At 55.4% G+C, this 20,942-nt stretch carries 12 protein-coding genes and 1 pseudogene; 11 read left to right on the top strand and 2 right to left on the bottom strand.

The features are described 5' to 3' along the window. Window positions 1–146: 146 nt before the first annotated feature. The gene (locus AC4OR5_RS30580; protein ID WP_058161000.1) at window positions 147–1,205 is read left to right on the top strand and encodes a CHAT domain-containing protein; all 1,059 of its coding nucleotides are present in this window, start codon (window positions 147–149) and stop codon (window positions 1,203–1,205) included. Here AC4OR5_RS30580 and AC4OR5_RS30585 read toward each other — a convergent pair. Beyond that, a complete protein-coding gene (locus AC4OR5_RS30585; protein WP_058160999.1) occupies window positions 1,199–2,074 on the bottom strand; it encodes a WYL domain-containing protein in 876 nt (291 codons plus the stop codon). The two genes, AC4OR5_RS30580 and AC4OR5_RS30585, sit on opposite strands and share 7 nt — an antisense overlap. 341 nt (window positions 2,075–2,415) lie before the next feature. On the opposite strand from AC4OR5_RS30585, the gene AC4OR5_RS30590 reads away from it, so the two are divergent. Genes AC4OR5_RS30590 through AC4OR5_RS30605 form a run of 4 tightly spaced genes read left to right on the top strand, consistent with a single transcriptional unit; the run spans window position 2,416 to window position 8,869 of the window. Further along, window positions 2,416–6,135 carry an ATP-binding protein gene (locus tag AC4OR5_RS30590; protein WP_058160998.1) on the top strand — a complete coding sequence of 1,240 codons (3,720 nt, stop codon included), beginning with the start codon at window positions 2,416–2,418 and terminating at the stop codon, window positions 6,133–6,135. Continuing rightward, window positions 6,132–6,794, top strand: a complete 663-nt coding sequence (locus AC4OR5_RS30595) for a hypothetical protein (RefSeq protein ID WP_058160997.1) — start codon at window positions 6,132–6,134, stop codon at window positions 6,792–6,794. The genes AC4OR5_RS30590 and AC4OR5_RS30595 overlap by 4 nt, the downstream gene beginning before the upstream one ends. Beyond that, complete coding sequence (locus tag AC4OR5_RS30600; RefSeq protein WP_043089984.1) at window positions 6,791–8,035, top strand: hypothetical protein; 1,245 nt, start codon at window positions 6,791–6,793, stop codon at window positions 8,033–8,035. Before AC4OR5_RS30595 ends, AC4OR5_RS30600 begins: the two co-directional genes overlap by 4 nt. 3 nt (window positions 8,036–8,038) lie before the next feature. Continuing rightward, window positions 8,039–8,869 (top strand): DUF7281 domain-containing protein, encoded by an 831-nt coding sequence (locus AC4OR5_RS30605; protein WP_058160996.1) that lies wholly within the window; start codon window positions 8,039–8,041, stop codon window positions 8,867–8,869. 302 nt (window positions 8,870–9,171) lie between these two features. Here the strand turns inward: AC4OR5_RS30605 and AC4OR5_RS30610 are convergent. Further along, window positions 9,172–10,328, bottom strand: a protein-coding gene (locus AC4OR5_RS30610) for an IS3 family transposase (RefSeq protein WP_369700327.1) whose coding sequence is annotated in 2 segments (ribosomal slippage) — window positions 9,172–10,065 and window positions 10,068–10,328 — 1,155 coding nt in all. Because the reading frame shifts where the segments join, the coding sequence is not laid out codon by codon here. Between the two features lie 79 nt (window positions 10,329–10,407). Between AC4OR5_RS30610 and AC4OR5_RS30615 the strand changes: the two are divergent. From AC4OR5_RS30615 to AC4OR5_RS30640, 6 genes and pseudogenes are all read left to right on the top strand, one after another. Beyond that, window positions 10,408–10,584 (top strand): annotated as a pseudogene (locus AC4OR5_RS30615) (helix-turn-helix domain-containing protein); the annotation flags it as partial. Further along, window positions 10,581–13,313: a type I restriction endonuclease subunit R gene (locus AC4OR5_RS30620; RefSeq protein ID WP_058160995.1), complete on the top strand. Its 2,733-nt coding sequence runs from the start codon at window positions 10,581–10,583 to the stop codon at window positions 13,311–13,313. The pseudogene AC4OR5_RS30615 and the gene AC4OR5_RS30620, both read left to right, overlap by 4 nt. A 20-nt stretch (window positions 13,314–13,333) precedes the next feature. Beyond that, entirely contained in the window at window positions 13,334–15,787 is a 2,454-nt protein-coding gene (locus AC4OR5_RS30625; RefSeq protein ID WP_058160993.1) for a type I restriction-modification system subunit M, read from the top strand. Beyond that, the gene (locus AC4OR5_RS30630) at window positions 15,784–17,721 is read left to right on the top strand and encodes a restriction endonuclease subunit S (protein WP_058160991.1); all 1,938 of its coding nucleotides are present in this window, start codon (window positions 15,784–15,786) and stop codon (window positions 17,719–17,721) included. Before AC4OR5_RS30625 ends, AC4OR5_RS30630 begins: the two co-directional genes overlap by 4 nt. Continuing rightward, the gene (locus tag AC4OR5_RS30635; protein WP_071536221.1) at window positions 17,721–19,724 is read left to right on the top strand and encodes an AAA family ATPase; all 2,004 of its coding nucleotides are present in this window, start codon (window positions 17,721–17,723) and stop codon (window positions 19,722–19,724) included. The genes AC4OR5_RS30630 and AC4OR5_RS30635 overlap by 1 nt, the downstream gene beginning before the upstream one ends. Next, window positions 19,714–20,811 carry an HNH endonuclease family protein gene (locus AC4OR5_RS30640; RefSeq protein WP_124169278.1) on the top strand — a complete coding sequence of 366 codons (1,098 nt, stop codon included), beginning with the start codon at window positions 19,714–19,716 and terminating at the stop codon, window positions 20,809–20,811. Before AC4OR5_RS30635 ends, AC4OR5_RS30640 begins: the two co-directional genes overlap by 11 nt. Window positions 20,812–20,942: the final 131 nt, after the last annotated feature.

The following is a 20,942-nucleotide window of genomic DNA, read 5'->3' on the forward strand; positions in this document are numbered from 1 at the left end:
GCTGAAGCAGGAAAAATTAATATCAACCCCAGGGCCTACTAACTAGGCAGCGGTACTAAAACTGGGGGCAGGTCACTACCTGCGGATACACCATCTACTGGGTACGTTTAACTGCTGCGCTGCTTTTGAATTGTAGGGAGGAACCTATGAGTGTTGATACGTATCGTCGTCAGGTTGCCAGCGCTCGTGATGCCTTGGCAAAGCTAGCCAGCCTGAAGGCTAGGGAGTCCCAAAAGGCGGCTGATGCTGGGAAAAAGTCGCATGCCGCTGGAATTGCTGCCAGCAAAACGAAGCAATTATCTACAGCTACTTTCAAGCTTAAAGAAGCAAGTCGATATGCTGATTTGCAATCTAAGCATTTGGTTGAGGTTGCCAAGCTGGAGAAGAAAATTGCTGCAGAGCAGAAAAAACTGGCGACAGCTGAGCAGCGTTTAGAAAGCGAAGAAGCGAAGGTGCTGAAGAAAAGAAATGCGGAGCAGAAAAAGTTGCAGGAGGTGCAGGCAAGGCAGTTTCGAGAGGTTGAATCCAGCCTAAAAACGCATGATTCTCTGCACCGGCAGGCTGCAGCACGGATTGATAAGTTGGCTGCGTTGCCCGAAGAAATTAAGGTTGCGTTCTTCGCGACCGATCCAGCGACAGCCTCTGATCGCAGGTTACTGCTGGATGAAGAAGTCCGAGAGATTCACCAAAAAATTCGACTTTCAGATCATCGTGATGCGGTTAAGCTCGAGTCGAGATGGGCGCTGCGTCCAGGAGATATCTTGCAGTACATGAACGAGCTAAAGCCCACGATTGTGCATTTTAGTGGGCATGGCAGCGATCAGGATGAGCTCGTTTTGCAGGGTCGAAATGGTGACGCTGCATTTGTGCCGATGGCGAGCATTGTCGCTACTTTCGAACTCTACGACTCGGTTCGGTTGGTGTTTTTTAATACGTGCAACTCATTTAACCAAGCGGCCGCATGTACGCAGTATGTTGATGCGGCAATTGGCATGAATCAGTCGATTGGCGACGAAGCTGCCCGCGTGTTTTCAGCGCAGTTTTACTCAGCTATTGGCTTCGGCTGCTCAATTCCGACCGCTTTCAAGCAAGCCAAGAATGCGCTGATGCTGGAAGGCATTTCAGAAGAGTCCACACCGGAGCTATACCTTCGCGATGGTGTAGATGAGAGCGACCTCATATTGGTTAAGCCCAGGGCTCAGTGATAAAGCCACCCCTGTAACGCATCCAAGTTCTCCACCACAATCTGCTGTGCTGTTGGCTTGGTATGCACTTTGGTCGTGTCGATCTGATAGCGCTGCAGCACGTACTGAACCAGCGAACCGCGGGTCTCGATAATCAGACGCCCATCGCGCATGCCGTAGTCGGTTTCGATGATGGCTTGTTGCTCGGGTTTCAGGCGCGAGTCCGGCGCGATGATTACCTGCACCTCAGTGCTCCAACCTTGATCGTGCTCGCGGGTGTGTTCCGTTCCGTCGTCCATTAACTCGGGCACGCCGCGGAAGCGACTCAATACGAAGTCCCGATAATCGCGATTCTTCTCGCAGTAAGCGCGTACGTGCCAGCGTATGCCGGTGTAAATCAGCGTATGCGGAGCGATCAAGCGTGTCTCTGCATCCGGCGTAGTAAAGGACACGTACTCACACTCCAGGCGTAGCCCTTCGCGGCAGGCGCGAAGAAGCGGGCGCAGTAGTTCCGGGCGAACCGTGCGATCCGGCACCTGCAGCACCTCGGTGTGCGCATAGGCCAATGCTAGTCCTTCGATATGCGGGGCACGGTCATGGTTCTGGTTGAGCAGGTGCAGATAGGCGCTGGCGCTGTCATCGATGAACAGCGGCTTGAAGTGCCTGCTAGGTACATACCCCTTTAGATGCTTGTCGTATTCAAGATTCTTCGGCGCGTAATCGGTGATGTAGGAGTTGATGTCTTTCGACGCCTGTTGGCGGCTGATGCCGAAGCTCTGAGTCAGGTGATTTGTGGTCAGACGGCCTTCCCACCAGGCCACCGTCTCAATCAGGCGGTAGCGCAACGCCAGATCCCAGCGTACGGACTCGATTGATTGCTTGCGCTTCATGGCCTCTCCATCTGCTCGAAAACTTTACCTGTACGAGTAAACACTCTAGATGCGTCGTCTAGATTTACATACCTTGGCGCTGTCATTCAAACCGCCTTCTGGGCTGGCGGATACAGGGGGTATCGAAGCATGATTGGGTTGTCGTGGATGGCGACTAACGGCAGTTTGTCGCTGGTGGTGCTGCCGGCTGTAGCAGCCTACTGGCAGGTAGTGCGCCGTAGTGAAGCGGTTAAGCCTTGCAGAGCTTGACGGGGGAGGGACTGTTGTAGCTTTGGCGCTTGTTACCGCCAAAAAAAACAGCCGACTATCTATGTGTCGATACCATCTGAAAGGAATCAACGATGTCTCAGTTGCTCAAGATTGTTCTTATCGACTCGCTATGCGCAGGGGCTAAAGCTGAGATAGCGATCAGCGGGAACACCAGCATCAACGGTACAAATGGCATCGGTAAGTCGTCGTTCCTGAAGCTCATACCCGTTTTTTATGGGGCGGCGCCTGGGCAGTTGGTCAAGGCAGGGAGTAACCGGGAAAGCTTTGCTAACTGGTACCTGCCCAATGCCTCCAGCTATATCGTCTTCGAGTACACCAACTCCATGAATGCGCCGCGGTGCGCGATCATGCACCGCAGTGGTGACAGCTACGCATACCGCCTGGTTGCTCACGCCTGGGAGCCAGATCTGCTTTACCGGGACTATGAGGCCGGCGAGCTGGTCAGGGCAGGGGAACTAATACGCCATCTGGCGGTGAAAGGTATCGACTGCAGTCCAGAGCTTCAGCCCATTCACTACCGGCACATCATCCAGTTCAACAGCGGCTACTCCCACATGGAGAAGCTTACGGATCCCCAGAAGCGAAAGCTGGTTCTGGCCCTCCGCCCCTCGTTCTCGCTGGCGCCAAAGCGGACTGACTTCAACGGTATCGACAACGTGGCGCTCGCGCTCCTGGCCAGCGCCGGTACGTTCGACACCATGAAGACCACTATGGCCGAGATCCTCGAACAGGATAACTCTGACCTCGGCCGCACCCTTGAAACCCTGAACGCTGCTCCGTTCAACAAGGTGCTGGAGAACCGGGCCGGTTATCTGCTCATGGACGAGTTGAGACCTAAGGTGCAATCACTGTCCCAGCTTCGGGTTGACCATCAGGCGATCACGCGCCAGCTCGGTATCCAGAAAACACGTGCAAACCACATCGTGGCGCGGCTGGGTGAGCGCGAAGCTGCGCGGATGGAAGCCCTGAGCGGGCTCAATGCGCGTGAGACGCGCATAAACGAAGACGCCTACGCTCGACGTCAAGAGCTGGCAGTAAAACGCGGCCACCTACAGGCAAACTTCACTGAGGCCGCGGACTCTGTAAGTAAAATTGAGACGGCCAAGGATAAGTACGAACAGGCGGGAATGGCAGACCTGCTGGCGAGAGCGGACAACATCGGCGAGGTGATCGCTCAGCGCGATCTGAAGCAGGATCACCTGACCAAGCTCAACGCTAAGGGCCTAGACATACGACAGGTCTACGACGTGCGGGCTCAGAACGCCAAGGACTCTGCGTCAGCGCAGCGAGAGGAAGCTCACTCACGTCACAATCTTGCGCTGGAGGCTATCCAGGAACGCCAGGATGAGCTTGAGGACGATTTACGCCGTCGTAGGGGAGAGACCGAAAGGGAACAGCGCGCTGAACTCGAGGAGCATGAGCAGCAACGCAATTTGCTGGCCACTGCCGCTGCTCGAGCCTCAGCCGAGCTTGATCACCTGAAGAAAACGAAGGTTCTTCCTAGCTCCCAAGATGCCCTTGACGCAGCTCAGCACGCGATTGATGAGCAAGCTGCTCTGTTGGCCGCTTTCCAGACCGAATTAGCAGTTGCCCGCGGAGAGGAAAAGAGCCTGCAGGATGAGCAATCCAGGCTGGTGTCTGCGTTCCAGGGGCTTGATAAGCAGCGTAGCGAAACAGCGAAGCTGCGCGACGCGCTGAAGGAGCAACTGAACGCTGGTGCAGAGACGATGCTTGGGTACCTGCGAAAGAATCACCCAAGCTGGAAAGACAATATCGCTAGGCTGGTTCCGGTAGAGATCCTCCTGCGAGCTGATCTGAACCCTGCAATGCTGGAGTCCCCCCAGCAATCTCTCTATGGACTTGAGCTGGCGCTTCAAGGGCTATCAGTCCCTACGTTCGCCAGCGATGAAGCGCTTGAGCAAGAAATTGCGTCGCTGACGCTCCGTCTTGAGGGTATCCAGACCGAGTTCGAGAGCCTGGATAAGCAGAATCGTGTTCTAGAAGATCGTTTCCGTAAGCATGCTGCTCGGTTGAGCAAGTGCCAGAACGATGAGAGTCAGGCCGCTATTGAGCTGGCATCGCGACGTGAACAACGCAAGGCGCTGTATGAACGAGCACAGGATGAACATAGCTCCTACGTTGAAGAGCAGGGTGCACGCGCTGTTGAGGCGCAACGGGCCCTGGACGAAAAAGACACAAGTATCGCGCAACTGAGGTCGGTTCACGGGCGGCACATCTTGGAGCTGACTACGAATGAAAAGATTGCACGTGACGACCTTGCTGAAGAGCGTGCGCGACTGATAGAGGGGCACAAGGCTGCATTGCAGCGAATCACCGAAGGGCTGAACGCAGAGCTTCAGACCATCGAGAACGACAAGTCGGTCAAGCTCCGCAGTGAGGGCATTGATGACAGGGAAAATCGCCGGCTCGAGCGAGAGATAGGCCAGCTTGACTCACAGATTAAGGAGATCACTGATCAGCGATCGATTATCGAGAGCTACCGCCACTGGGTGGAGAACGTGCTACCGCAGCTCCCGATAAGAATCGCCGAGATGTCTGGCCTGGAAGGTCAGGTCGCCAGGGTAGACAGGCAGATCGCTGACTACAACGACGAGGTCAAAACCCGGTTGAGAGAGATTGTCGATCAGCGCAAGGCACTGGCACAGGAAGGGCACCAGGATGAGGTCCAGGCCAGGTTACTCAGCGGTGTGCTCAACCGCCTTACTCACGTCGACATCGTTGATCCCGGCGCCTTGTTAGACGGATTGGCTGCGCAGGACATCGACGAGGATGTGACCAGGTTGATGCGCCAGCGCGGTGTGCTCCATAAGTCCGCTTCTGACACCTATCGCCAGATCCTTTCTCAGTTCAGGACACGCCAACTTCTGCACACGCCGCAAGGTGCTGCTATCGAACAAATCGCTAGCCAGGCCAGCAATGCGGCGCCTGATCATGAACTCGCCTGGCTGGAAGCAGCACCGAGCCTGCAGGAATACATCGACGTCTCGCATCCTGACCAGAAGACGAAGCTCATCATGCAGGCGAAGAATCTTTCTGATGAGCTGTGTGACCGCCGTACCAAGCTGCTGGAGCTGCATCGGAGTATCCAGCAGCTCGGCCGCGACGCGACGCAGAAGGCTAGGGAGGTGCTTGGCGCATTTGCCCAGATCAAACAGTTCGAGTTCAGGGTTACATCCCGCATCCAAGAAATGTCCTTTTGGTCTGATCTATCCATCTACGATCAGCACTATCGCCGCTGGCAAGCCATGGGCGATGGCGTCATGCCGACCGAGAGTTTCGTCGAGGCTCTGGAGAACGTGGCCAGGCAGATCAATGAGGGCAAGTTCACTTCTGACCTGGAGCAGTGCTTTGACGTGAGTGTGTCGTGCAATGACCAGGGCCGGACGAAGATTGCTACCAACAACTCAGAGCTGATTGAGCTCAGCAGCACCGGCCTGACCAAGATCATCGTTGCAATGATCTACGTTTCCCTGTTCGAGCTGCTGCGTAAAGACGCTGATTTCCTAATGTCGATCCCCATTGATGAGGCCCTGGAGCTCTCGCCGGAGAACTACGTGGCCTTGGTCAACTACTTCAACCAGAGGGGAATCTCCATGCTGGCATGCTTCCCAGGTGGTGCGCCGGAGTTGCTTCGGCAGTTCACCAACCGCTACTTCCTGGAGAGGCAGGCTGATACCGGCACGATCGTCGTCAAGGAGTACGGCCTGGACGTGCACGAGGAGCTGGATGAGCTGAATGAGGCTTTGGCCGCAGAGGAGTACCTATCGTGAGCGAGATTCGCGATGTCCTCGAAACCCTGCTCTCTGGTGGCTTCATCTGCCAATACGCCTATCCAGAGCTCCATCGTCAGCTTCGCGCACCTGGTGTTGAGGCTGAGGTCAGGGCGGTGCTGGCGCCTCTCGGCCGGGAGTTGGGCACCATCGGTGAAGAAACTGCCCCGGACACGTACTTTTCGCGGTACGCCGATCTGTCTGACGCCAAGGATAGAGCTGCAGCGGCTGTGCAACTTGTGCAGATGCGCGATCAGCTCAAGCCCTGCCTGGAGTTCATCCGCCTCTTCAATCGCTCTGGGCGCACCGATGCGTGCCTAGCGCCCGGCGACACGGTGTCCTTTTCGGATCTGCTCGAGGCCATCGAGAACAATCCCACCTACAGGGATCAGCTGCGAGACCTGAGTGGCCATGAGTTCTTTAGCAAGTCCAAGAGCGCCAAGGACAACAAAGAGCGACTGGCGCTGGTGCTGCGGCCCCTGGCCGACGCGGGTTACCTGGTGAAGCGCAGTAGTGAGTCCGCGAACTACGTGGCCACTGGCAAGATGGGGTACTTCTACATGATTCTGGCCTGGGTGGCTGAGTTCAGCAGCCTAAACTTGGATCCGGAGCCGGATCCATCTTCGACTCAGTTGGAGCAAAGAGGCCTCGAACTGTGAAGGCAGAAGACTGGGTAAGGCTAGGCGAGCACCTGAAAGCGAACGCTGATCTGCTGGAAGCTATGGCCTTGGCCGACGAAACAGGCATCACGCCCCCGGAGCGTATGACCAAGGGCCTCTCGTGGCTCATGTCCAAAGGCCTGGTGGAGGAGGACAGCGACCTGTTGCATCTCAGTGGTCTACTGCTCGACGTGGGCGCACAAATTTCTATCCAAGGGTTTGATCGCGTAGCGCCTGACCTCAAGGAGATCCTAATCAGCATTGAGGAGGGGTGCGAGGCCTACCATGGCGCCAAGGCAGCTGGCGATCCGGCCGAGACCGAGCGCCACCTGCGGCGTGTCACCAATACCACCCGCCAGGTGATGCAGCACCTGAGAAACGAGCAGAACGTCACCAGGGCATTCATTGAGGGAGGATATGGATTCTCCGTCCGGCTCACCGACAGGATCCGCGACATCAAAAATGCGATCGACCGGCTCAAGCGACTGCACGAGAAGTTGGGCCTGTTTACACACACGGGCCTATTGCAGCTGACAAGAAGCGACCGGGCGCTGCGGGGCAAACTTATCGACGGTCTGTTGGGTGCGGTGTCCCGCAACCGCTTCGCTCTCGACGAGATGATTGGTCGGCTTGATCGGCTCAGTCTGACAGTGCGTAAGCGCAACAAGATGCGCCAGGTGGCCCAGGCCGTCGACGCTCACCTGCAGGGCGGCGGCGTAATCGATCTTGAGCCACTTCTTGAACGACTTGATGCTGCAGTTTGGGCTGGTGCTGCTCCACTTTCACTGGGCGGCAATGCGTTCTGCGACGTCCACGCTGGCGAGAACCTTGAGCAGCTGGAGTTGCTGATAGCCTCACTGCCGGCACCGAAGGTCAAAGCAGCGCCAGCGGCAGCCGCCCAGGAGCGTGAATCGAAAATTGTCCCCTCAGGCGCCAATCAGGAAAAGGAGCTGGAAAAACCCTTCGTGCGTGTCCACTTGGAGGCCATGCTTCGGGAGCTGATTGCCACTGGTAAACCTCAATCGGCTACCGCTTACTGGCAAGACTGTGGTGATCCCGACATCCCTGACGGGATATGGCTCTACGCCCTGGATGGCTATGCCCAGTTGCAGGCGGCATTCGCCAAAGCCAACGGTAAGAAACTGAACTACCGCCTTGTGCCGACGATGGCGCCACATAGTCGGTTTTCGGCGAACCGACGTGTCCTGGAGTTGACCCTAGATAGGGTGTTGAGGCGATAACGCATGCTGACCAATAAGCGCCACCTGACGGCGATCATGAATGCGGTGCGGCGCAACCAGGACAAAATCACTCTTACGGATACCTGGCGGCAGATCCACCAGCTTTACGGCGTAGGGACGAAGCTCGGTACATCGGCGTTGCTGCTGACTGCTGCGGATCACCAGACACTGCTTGCGTTGGTGAGAAAGGACATGTCTTTGGATCCGCTGAAGCACAGCTCAGCGGCGCTCGAGGGGGACAGGCTGGCACTGGCTGCGATCTCCAGAAACGAAAAGGTCAGTGGCCGGACGGTAGGCGAGGGTCTAGTGTTGGTCGCTCATCCATCGGGTAGGGTTCTGTTGCCATCAGGTGACTACCAGCACCCCCGCGGCGGCACGCTTAACCTCCAGGCTATCGACCTGCATGGGCTAGAGAGGGTGCTGCTGGTAGAGAACCTGAGCGTTATGCTCGCGGCCCACCGCTACCAACTGCCGACAGAGCTCCAAGACGTACCTATGTTGTTTCGGGGCGATCGACAGTGGTCGCCGAGGGCTGTTTCTGCTGCGAGGGAGGGGATTTCCGATTTAATCAGCTTTCCAGACTACGACCCGCAGGGCCTGATGAACTCGCTGACTGCTGGGGCTTCTGCGGTGGTGGTGCCAGCGCCGGCGACGATCGCACGCATTCTTGAGGCACGCCTCAACAAACCTGCTGATTTCGATAGGCAGTCTGCCGCGGTGGAGTGGTTAGAGAGGGGAGGGGAAGCCATCGCGGCTGATATGCTCTGTCGTCGTCTGGCGATCTCTCAGGAATCGGTGGCAGGACAGGCTCTGGAGCTCATTGCGCTGAGATGAGTGTGATCACTTATGCCCATTCCGGCGACTAAGCGGCCAAGATCTGAAGTTTTCAGCCCTTCTAAAACCGTCCTGGAAATGGAGGTAGAACCCGACGGTTACGAGAATGCGCTGGATTCGATGCGTGTGGGCCTCAATATTCGGATTGTCATCCCTCGTAGATTGGCTCTCTATATGGCTGCACGGCATCTCCCTGTATTGATAGACTTAAGCCGACTTTAAGCGACTGTAGCTGCGTAAGCTGGAGCGTAGCCATAATGAGCACAGAACCCTGGTCTGTCCCGGAACTGGTGGACAGGTAGTTAAGAGTTACTGCTCGCATAGCGCCGCTCAAACTCCATCGGGCTGAGATAGCCCAGCGTCGAGTGGCGACGACGGTGATTGTAAAAGCGGATGTAGTCGAACAGGTCGGTTTTCGCCTCCTGGTAGCTGGCATAGCGCGTCAGGTACACCCGCTCGGCCTTCAGCGAACGGAAAAAGCTCTCCATAGCCGCGTTATCCCAGCAGTTCCCTGGTCGCGAATGGCTGGGCACGATGCGATGTCGCCGAAGCAAGGCTTGGTAGTCGTACGCGCAGTATTGGCTGCCGCGATCCGAGTGCAGCAGGACCTCCGCCTGTGGCTGTCGGCGTGCCACGGCCATCTCCAGCGCGGCGTGCACCAGGGCTTGCTGCATGCGGTGGTGCATCGCCCAACCGACCACGGCGCGTGAATAGAGATCGAGCACAACGGCCAGATACAGCCAGCCTTGCGCAGTCCGCACGTAGGTCATGTCCGAGACCCAGTGCCGATTGGCTCGATCCGAGACGAACTGGCGATCCAGGTGATTCGGCGCAATCGGTAGATCGTGGCGGCTACTGGAAACCAGCCGCCAGCGCTTGCGTGAACGAACACGCAGGCCGGCTTCGCGCATCAATCGAGCAACCCGATGCCGCCCGCACGCCTGCCCCATGGCCGTCAGTTCAGCCTTGATGCGGCGATGACCATAGATCCCATTCACCTCGTGGTGGATGGTTCGGATCTCCTTGCTCAGACGCCGATTCGCCATCTCTCTCACCGAAGGTGGTCGCTGTTGCCAGGCATAGAAACCGCTGCGCGACACCTGCAACAACCGGCACATCGGTGCTACGGGGTAACGACCAGCCAACGCCTCGATGGCGCGAAACTTCACTTCGTGGGCTGCGAGAAGATGGCGAGCGCCTTTTTTAAAACATCGCGCTCCATGGTGACCTGGGCCAGTTGCCGGCGCAGGCGACGAAGCTCCGCGCTCTCGCCACGCTGCTTGCCGTTGCCCGGAAAGGCATCGTCACCTTGCTGCTCGTACTGGCGCTTCCATTTGCCCAGCAGGCTTTCAGCAATGCCGAGTGTCTCGGCGACATGACGAAGCGGCGTACCGGCAAGCACCTGGTCTACCGCCTCGCGTTTGAAGGATTCGGGAAAACGTCGTCTGGTCTGGGTCATGAACACTCCTTGCGGTGGGCATTATCCACCTTAAGTCAGTGTCCACTCAGCCCGGGACAGACCACCCTGGGTTACTGCTGAGCAGGTTTCCCTTCATCTGGGGGTGGCCAAAGACACGGTGTATCGCTGGCGCGAGCGTAAGGCTTTGCCTGCGCACAGAGTTGGTCGTCTATGGAAGTTTCAGTTGTCTGAGGTCGATGAATGGGTGCGTGCGGGTGGCGCTGACGAGCACCAAGATCCAGGGCATGAGCAATGACTGCTCCACGCCTCAATGAGGCGCAAACAAGAGCTCAGATCATTGACTCTCAGCTTGCCCATGCTGGCTGGTCTCAAAGTCGAAGGACTCTTGTAGGGGAGTTTTTACTCAAGACAGCCGAGTCCATCGGTGACTATGGTTGCGAGCAATTTGCTGACTACATCCTTCTTGGTTCAGATAGCAAACCGATTGCTGTAGTAGAGGCTAAGCGGTCATCTCGTGATGAGCTTGCTGGAAAGCGTCAGGCCGCAGATTACGCGGATGCGATCAAAGCCAAATTTGGCAGCGATCCGTTTATCTTCCTCACCAATGGCAAAGAAATTCAATTTTGGGATCGAGCACGTTATGCCCCTCGCAAGATCTCCGGATTTTACACTCGAGATGATTTGGAACGGCTGCGGCACCAGCATCAGTTCGCCGAGCCGCTTGGCAAGGTAACCATCAACGCCGACATAGCTGGCCGCGACTATCAAAACGAAGCCATTCGCCGCGTCACTGAAGGCGTAGATGCAGCCAAGCGCAAGTTTCTATTGGTGATGGCTACCGGCACGGGCAAGACGCGAACCACCATCGCCCTTGTTGACACTTTGCTGCGTTCCAAGCGCGTACAGCGAGTGCTGTTCCTGGCAGATCGACGTGAATTGGTGCGCCAGGCGATGTCGGAGTTCAAATCCCATCTACCCAATGAAAGCCTGGCCCGCATCGAATCTGGGGAAACCTCAGGGGCGCGTATCCAGTTTTCCACTTACCCCAGCATGATGCAGGTGTATTCGCGCTTGTCAGTCGGCTACTACGATCTGATCGTGGCCGATGAAAGCCATCGCTCCATCTATCAGCGCTACAAAGCCATTTTTGATCATTTTGATGCCATTCAGCTCGGACTGACCGCAACCCCAACTGACTACATCGACCACAACACGTTTGAACTATTCGACTGTGGCGACGGCGTCCCCAGTTATTACTACAGCTATGAGCAGGCCATCGCTGATCAGAACCTAGTGAATTATCGCGTGCTCGATGCACAAACCAACTTTCAGCTTCAAGGCATTCAGGGGGAAGCTTTGCCCGAACCTTTGAGGCAGATGGCGCGTGATCAAGGCGTAGATCTTGATGAGCTCAATTTTGATGGCAGTGACATCGAAAAAGGCATCATCAACCAAGGTACTAACGATGCCATGGTGCGAGAGTTCATGGACAAAAGTCGCAAAGATGTTCGCGGCCTGCCACACAAGTCCATCATCTTCGCCGTCAGTCATGCTCACGCTAAGCGACTCTACGAAAGCTTCAACCGCTTGTACCCGGAGCTACAGCGCCAAGGTATGGCCGAAATCATCGACAGCCACATGGAGCGTGCTGACACCACGCTGGATGATTTCAAATACCGCACCATGCCACGTGTGGCCATCTCCGTGGATATGCTTGACACCGGCGTGGATGTCCCCGCCATTCAGAACCTGGTTTTCGCCAAGCCTGTGTTCAGCAAGGTCAAGTTCTGGCAGATGATCGGGCGCGGCACTCGGCTACACACCGACAAGGCAACCGGCGAGATCAAGAAGGACTTTCTGATCATTGATCACTGGAAGAATTTCGCTTACTTCAAGCTTAAACCCGACGGCGAAGTGGATCACCCCAGCGAGCCACTGCCGGTGCGCCTGTTCCGCCTGCGGTTGGAAAAATGGCAGCTACTACACGCCCAGCAGCAGGACACGAAGACGGCTATTGCCGATTTGCTAGCCATGTTGAGCGCCTTGCCCCGGCATAGCATCAACGTGCGGCCGCACTGGGATGTGCTCGACGCGCTGGCGCGGCAATGGCCGGCGCCCAGCCAAAGCGCGCTGGACCATCTATCTACGAGCATCGCGCCTTTGATGCGCTTTGCGCCGTTGGCGGGCTTGGATGAGATGCAGTTCCAGATCTGGTGTGAACGCCTCGCGGTGGCCTGGCTTAAGGGCGATACCACCGAACAAGCCAAGGTGCGCGAACGCGTTCAGGAGGCTGTTGCGAGTTTGGCTGACAACATCCCCGAGGTGCAGCGCGTGGCGGAGCAACGGGCCTGGGTGCAGTCCTCAGGCTTTTGGCAGCACCTTGATGCGACTCGTCTGAGCACGCTGCAATCTGTGTTCGCCCCCTTGATGCGCTATCGCACCTCCACACCCAGTCGTACGGTCGAAATCAATCTACCGGACAGCATTGCCCAGCGCAGTTGGATAATCTACGGCCCCACCGGCGAAGGCGCTTTTGCTGAAAGCTATCGCGAGCAGGTAGAGGCGCTCGTGCGCCGGCTGGCTGACCAGCTTCCTGAGCTGGCGAAGCTCAAGCAAGGCGAGCATCTAGGAGACGACGAATTAGAACGGATCAGTGACACATTGAACCAGGCTGATCTGTTCGTTACCGAAGACACCTTGCGCAAAGCCTTTGAAGCTCCCGCAGCGTCGTTGGCTGACTTTTTGCGCCACATACTTTGCGAGGGCGCGCACCTGCCTAACCGCGAGCAACGCATCAATGCCGCATTCGATGCATTCATTGCCGCTCACGGATATTTGCGCGCCAACCAACTCAATTTTCTGCGAGCCGTAAAGGCGGCCGTGCTGCGCCACGGGCGCATTACATGTGCGGCACTCAGCGAGCCACCGCTTTCGCGCGTAGGGCGAGTGGAAACGCTATTTCCACCGCAGGACATCGATGAACTTATCAACCTCGCCAACCAATTGTTGGACGAGGCCGCCTGATCCATCAAGGACATCACTGAATGCTTGCTCCTCATATCAAGAAAAAAGTCGACGAACTTTGGAACCGCTTTTGGGCTGCCGGCCTCACCAACCCCTTGGTGGCGGTTGAGCAAATCACCTATCTGCTTTTCCTCAAGCGTTTGGAAGATATCGACCTCAAGCGCCAGCAACGCGGCTTCCCATCGATCTACGCGGGCTACGAATCTTGTAAGTGGAGCTACATCCGCCGAGAGAAGACCAATCCTGCTCATTTAATTGACGTGGTTTTTCCCTGGCTACGTGAGCTTGACAAACATTTCAGCAGCGCCAGCGCTGATGGCACAGAATTGGCCAGCCTCAATAACCGCATGGCCGACGCCTACTTTCAGCTTGACCCTAACAAGGGCAAGGTGTTGTCGGATGCCATCGACGCCATCGACCAGCTCTTTGCTCGCGCCGGCGAAGGCTCTGCTGCCCAAGACATAATGGGCGACACCTTTGAATATCTGCTCAGTGAAGTGGCCACGGCAGGTAAGAATGGCCAGTTCCGCACCCCGCGCCATTTGATCCGCTTCATGGTTGAGCTACTCGACCCTGAGCCCGGCCAGCGCGTGATTGACCCTGCCGCTGGCACGGGCGGTTTTTTGTTTAGCACCCAGCAGCATCTGATGCGCAAATACTCGGCGCAAGAAAACCTCGTGCTGGAATGGGATGGTACCCCGCACCGCACCGATGGTGCTGCCGCTACACCGGAGCAATATGAGGCCATCCACAACGGTGCAAATTTTGTCGGTCTCGATAACGACCGCACCATGGCGCGCATCGGCTGGATGAACCTGGTGCTGCACGATGTGACCGATCCGCATTTGTTACAGGGCGACTCGCTCAGCAAGCGCGAAGGAAAAGCCAAGCTTAAAGAACTACTGGAGCCAGGCAGCTATCAGTTCGTACTGGCCAATCCGCCCTTTACCGGAACGGTCGACAGCGGCGATCTGGATCCCGACACCTTGCTTTTCCCGCGCGTCGGGGGTGGGGGCAAGAAAAAGCACGAATCGATCACCAACAAGAGCGAGCTGCTCTTCCTCTGGCTGATGCTCGATTTGCTCGATATTGGCGGTCGTTGTGCGGTGATCATTCCCGAGGGTGTCTTGTTCGGCAATACCGAAGCCCACGTGCGCTTGCGCCGTGAACTACTTGTCGAGCACGTAGTGGAAGGGGTGATATCCCTTCCTGGCGGTGTCTTTCAACCCTACACAGGCGTCAAGACCTCCATCCTGATCTTCAGAAAGGTCACCCGCCGCGACAGCAAGCAAAGCCTGCCCAGCAACGCCGCGCCACTCAGTGAATACGTTTGGTTCTATGAGGTGGAGGAAGATGGCTACTCAAAGGATGCCAAACGCAATGCACGTCCTGGTCAACAAAACGACTTATGGGATGCGCTCATCAAGTTCAAGGAGTGGGTCGAGCACGGGCGCAACGCTGCTCAGCTCAATGAAAAAACCTTGCTGCAACCCAGCTTTTACACAGAGCGCTGGCGCCAGGCATTGCTGCGTGACACTGCCGACGAACTCACGCCTGCTGGTGTGGCGTTTTCCAGTCTGCCCGATACCAGCATGTGGGATGGGCACGTGTGGGGCATTCATGAGCTTTTCCCGGAGCTTCCTTCTAACCCGAAAGAGGCTGAAGAAAACATCCGCTCTATCGCCGCGAATGTGTTGACCGAGTTGGCCGTTCAGGCGCTACAACCAGCGGCAAAAAAAGCCTGGGATGCAACGCTGATGGCACGGCTCGCCGAGAAGGCCACCGATATCGAGCTCATAGATGCTTGGAAAAAGGCTGCCAAGCCAGCCGAAGCGGAGTTCAAAAAAATGGCCCGAGAAAAAGAGGCCTTCTTCGAAAAAGATGATTCTCCGGCGCTGCCCATATGGAAAGACCTGGTGAAAACAGCGCTGTCAGACGCCCAGGCCGATAACTACGTGCTTGGTCTATTGCGAGGCAATCAGCCGCCCAAGGCCATGACGGCGCACGATATCGGACAGAAACTGGCAGAGGTAGCCCGTGAAGTCGCCAAACTTGATGGTTTCGACGTCACACTGCGCAGCTTGGCGATTGATCAGTGCACGCCGCTAAAGGCGGCCAAGCACTGGATAGTGCCGGTGCGCGACTGGGCGCGTAACGATGAATGGCAAAGTGTGGATGGCGAGCTTAGCGGCTCTCACGACGCCGATGGTTTAGTGCGGTCGGCTTATGTCGAGGCGATGCTGGCCGATGGGTTGTATGACGACAAGGGCGCACTTAAGGATGGTCTGCTCGACCCGGATTGCATCGAAGCGCGTGAATGGAACCTGTCCGCCGGACAGTACAAGCCATTCGATTTCACCCAGCTCAAAAGTGACAAGAGCGTGGCTGAGTTGATCGGTGTTCTTAAGAGCACCGAGCAGGACATTATCAAAGGCTTGGACACGTTGCTGGCGATGGTGGAGGGGCGCGAATGAGCTTGCCTGAATCTTGGGTACAAGCACGCCTCACCGATGTTTGCGAGCTCAACCCACGGTTACCTGCAGTGGGCCGACCGGCTGACGATGCGACCGTAACTTTTGTGCCAATGTCCGCTGTCGATGAACATGGTGGCGTCATAAACAAAGCCGAAACACGTACGTTCGCTGAGGTTGCGAAAGGCTACACAAGTTTTCGCGAGCAAGATGTGCTATTCGCAAAAGTCACGCCTTGCATGGAGAACGGAAAGGCTGCCATAGCACGGAACCTGGAAAACGGTTTTGGCTTTGGCTCCACAGAATTCCATGTGTTGCGTCCGACCAAGGTTGTTCTTCCGGAATACGTATTCAGTTTTATTCGGCAGAAAGCCTTTCGGGATCGGGCAGCGTCTGCATTTGTGGGCACGGGAGGTCTGCAACGGGTACCGCCTGATTTTCTTTCACGGGTAAAGATCCCACTCCCTACTCTTCCTGAACAACAGCGTATCGTCGATGTGCTGCGGCAGGTGGAGGCGGTGACTAAAGCCAAGAAGTCAATTAGCGATCAAGTTGACCACCTGATACGTACGGCGTACTGGGAATACTTTGGCGCTTGGTATACCACAGATGGTTTGATTGATCCCGTTCGAATTAGCGACTACGTGGCGGACTCTCAGTACGGGGTATCCGAAGCTATGGGGGAAACCGGAACGCATGCTGTATTGCGAATGAACAGCATGACAACTAGCGGCTGGTTGGATTTGACAGATCTGAAATACGCCCACTTGTCAAAAAAAGACATCGAATCTACTGAGTTGCGCGATGGCGACCTGCTGTTTAACCGGACGAATTCAAAGGAGTTAGTTGGTAAGTGCGCGATCTGGCGTCCCGTTGAGGACGCATTTAGCTTTGCGTCTTATCTAGTGCGCCTTCGCTTAAAGCCCGAGATGTTGCCTGAGTTTCTCTGGGCCACATTGAACAGTGCTTATGGAAAATATCGTCTCCTTAATTCAGCAAAGCAGGCCGTTAGTATGGCGAATGTCAGCCCGACGGATCTGGGGCGAATCACCGTTCCACTGCCATCTCTATCATTGCAACATAAGTTCGCACGATTGGTGCGTGAAATCGAGACGTTGCGGGCGCAGATGCTCGGTAAAATCGAGATGTATTCCGACTTGCAGGAGATTATTTGCCAGCAGGCTCTGGTCGGGGAGTTGACTACGCAATGGCGCGAGTCGCATGCGGATGCAATCATAGATGCGGCAAAAGCCCGTGATGCGTTGCTACTTAAAAATGGAGCAAAAATTTCTCTGGCGGGGGCAGCCAAAGTCAGCTTCAAGGTGCAGGCTGATCTCTCTGTGCGTCCTGCTCGTCGTTGGTTGTCTGGTGAGCTCAGTGAGTTCCAGCGCCAGGTGCTAGAAGTTTTCAAGGAGTATTGCCAGCAAAGTGGCCAACCCTTGTTGGTAGAGGACCCAGAACTATTTTCCCGCTTCTGCGACGATTCAACCGTGACGGATCGTCTGCAATCATTTGGCCTGCTCAACGGGAATCGTATCCGCCGTGCTTTGAGCCAATTATCGGCATTGGGTCTGATTGCAAAAATCACTTTACCCAAGCAAGATCTGGTGAGCGGCGAGTTTGACTATCTAAAAGCCTTCCGTCCTCTACGCACTGAAGAGTTCTCGCGCATGGCTGATGTGGAAGCTTTGCGGAAAGCCTTTTCGTCAAATGCTACTCTGCAGTATTACTTCACCGTGCATTTGGATTACGAAACTTCCGAGCACAGTGGCGCTGACGGCATGTTCCAGGTGATTTCAGTTCAAGATGACGACGGCAAGGATTTAACCCATCTGGTGGATCGGAGTCGTCATTACGCCTCGCTCGACGATGTCAAAGAAGACATCGCCCGTGCTCTCAATGTAGAAGCGGGTCAAGTCGATCTGGAGGCCGTGTAATGCGTCTGCGCTACCTACGCCTGAAAAATTATCCTCCTATCTCGGACATTAAGGTTTGCTTCGCCAGCGAATCGCCACTGGCACGGGAATGCTCGATCCGCTTTGTGGTGGGGGTGAATGGCAGCGGCAAATCCAACCTGCTGCGCGCAGTAGCTGAGGTTTTTTTAGCCTTGGCAGATGGTCAGAAAACCCTTTTCCCTGTGCAACTTGTTTATGAGTTAGGTAGTCGCGGCTCGTCAAATGCTCGAACTCTGGTGCTTGACTGGTTTGAGGGTCGACAATCGGCGAGCTTGTGGATTGCCGACAAATTCGCCTTTCCGAATAGCTTTACTGAGGTTCAGTTCCAACACGTTTTATCAAGTTTTTCAACTGAGTCCACCGATATCCCGTCGGAATTTCGCCCGCTTGTTCGAAAGGGGGAATGGCCCGCAGGCTCAGTGACACCGCACGCTATTGCGTTGCCTTCTGCTGTGTTGGCTTACACCACCGGCGATCTGCGCCCATGGCGATCTGTGTGGAGCCGCAATCAGAACTCGGTTGGTTTATTGGAAAGTAACGATGAAGATCAAAGCATTGAGCGCCCCGCAGGCTGGACCATCAGTCAGGAGCTCGCCCTCCAAGCTGTGCGTCGGGCTGGGAGCGATATCCCCAAGCAGCCCGAAGATGCAAAGAGTGTCGAAACTGATCTGTATCGAAGGCCAGTTTTGCTCGATGCGACGCTGCTGAAATGCGCGTTGCTGGCAGTGGCCCTGCCGCAGGCATTTATTGAAACCACTGACAACTCGCTGCCGGCAGAGATAGACGCTCGGATAGCTAGGCAGCGTCAGCAGGACAACATTACTCCGCTTCAAGAGCTATTGGAGCGAGGGGGCTGGCATCATTTGGTTTCTGTAGCGTTCCGCTCGCGCCTGCAAACAGCACTTTGGGATCAGAAACTGTGTGAAACCGCACACGATTGGTGGCTGTGTGCTAGCGAGGTGATCGCGGAACCTCATCCCACCGAACACCGCCGCACGCTTTGGTTTGATCTGAAAAGCCCCTTTAATGCACAAGGGTTATCTTTGTTGTCTGCCGATCACGAAGAGCTAAGCACCTGTTCGACCCAAGGCGAAGCCTTATGGGCGTTGTTGGGTGGCGCCAAGGATGTCAGCAGTTTTGATCTGTTTACTCGTCTTCTGGAGCTGAACCAACAGGGGCTATTCGATGACGTGCAGCTGAGGCTGCGTCGGCACGCTATGTCTGATGCAAAGCCCGATACTATCAAGCACGATATTGGCGTAATGCGTTATGAAGAACTATCCGATGGAGAGCAGATGTTTATGGGAAGAATGGCCCTGCTGCATCTGCTAAGCGGACGTCAGGACTCCCTGTTGCTTTTGGATGAACCTGAAACTCACTTTAATGATCTGTGGAAGCGCGACATTGTTTCTGTAGTTGATGATGCATTGGCAAGTACCTCGGTAGATGTACTAATTGCCACCCATGCCGCCTTGATGCTCACGGACGCACTGAAAGACGAATTGGTGGTGTTGGAGCGAAAATCGCTCGTAGACGCTACAGGGCCTAGCCTATCTGGTGTCCGAATCCTGGATGCTCAAACCCATACTTTCGGAGCGACAGGCGACCATCCATTACGGGATATTTTTGGGGCTCCGGATACAGTCGGAAGACGAGCAAGTCGTTTACTAGAGGTCCTTGTCGCGGCAACGCAGTTTGCGGAGGAAGTCGAGGAGTGCTGGAGACTAGGAACACCGTTGAGTAAGGATCTTGTTGATCAGATATTGAAAGCTGCTGCTTTAACAGAGAGCGGGCTAACTGAGTATCAGGTAGTCGATAGTCTCCTCAGCGCTGAGCGCTTTGCAGTGCACTTTGGCGTTTCTAAACCTTTAACCATGAAGGCGGTTGTTGAGGCTTTTATTCGCCAAACCGGCCCTGGTTATTTTCAGGTCGATCTAAAGCGAGCTTGGCGAGGTTTGGTAGGGAGTACGGTCAATGCTTCATGAGCGTCGCTTGCCTGATGAAATAGCTCAAGATCTGAATCGCATCTTTATCATTAAGTTGCAGTTGCTAGATTGGCTACTTCGTAGCCCGCCACAATTCCTGGAAGACAACAAGTTGTTGACCCAGCGATTCGGGCAACCGCTTGGTGATTGGCTTTGGCAAAGGATTTATTGGCATCAGGCACGCACTGCTTTTGGAGATGCTGTTACTGCGTTATCAACCAAAGCCCGGGAAAACCCAGCTGAAGCGCTCTTAGTGGCGGCCGCAATTGCCCACGACGCGCAGTTTCATAGCCAGTGGGACGCTGCGGGAAATGAACTTCAGTTCCCACGTCTGTATCCCGATTGGTTAGACACCGTCGGGAAGGTAGCAGAGCCTTTCTATGGCTGGCTTGCAGGAATGGGCTTCGAGTCCGAACCGTTCAGCTTGACTGGGGGAAAGATTGACCGCGCAACAGTGATGAAAGCGTTTCGTCCACAATCGCACGGTGTGTGCGGGTATTGCGACGGGCCATTGGGTGAGTTGGGTACTAACACTGAAGCCAATGACTGCGACCACTTCTTTCCAAAATCGCAGTGGCCTCATCTCGCAATTCACCCGGCGAATCTTTTTTCTGCATGCCAAGGGTGCAATTCGCGTTGGAAACTTGCCAATACTCCTATGGGTAATGCTGACGCAGCGGGATTACATGAAACATACCACCCAATGCTAAGGCCTGGCGTCTCATCGGTTGTGGTGACTGCAGGCATATCGCCTACCAATGCGCGTCAGGTTGAAATCAAAATCACAGATCCTACTGTACCTCGTCGAGCCTCAACACTTGTTGAGACACTTGACTTGGAAAGTCGATGGACTAATTCAGTTAATGAGGTTCTGGATAGAGGCGTCTCTGTGCTTGTTGCAAAGTCAGTGCGCGATAAAAGCTGTGGACGGCAGCCAGATTCTGACTTTATTAGATCGCTGATTGAGGCTGACATCGAATGGAAGCGAGAGCAGCTAGGCAAAGAAGAACGCTGCATACGTCATATTGCTGTTTTTGAGTGCATGCGTGACGATCTTCTTCACGAGATAATCGCTGATCTAGCCTAATGAGATCTATCGTTGTGCTGTCTCGGGGATATATTTTTGCTGGAGTTATGTGATACTGACCTGCCCCCAGTTTTAGTACCGCTGCCTAGTTAGTAGGCCCTGGGGTTGATATTAATTTTTCCTGCTTCAGT

The organism is Pseudomonas sp. YA1 (genome assembly GCF_058680555.1).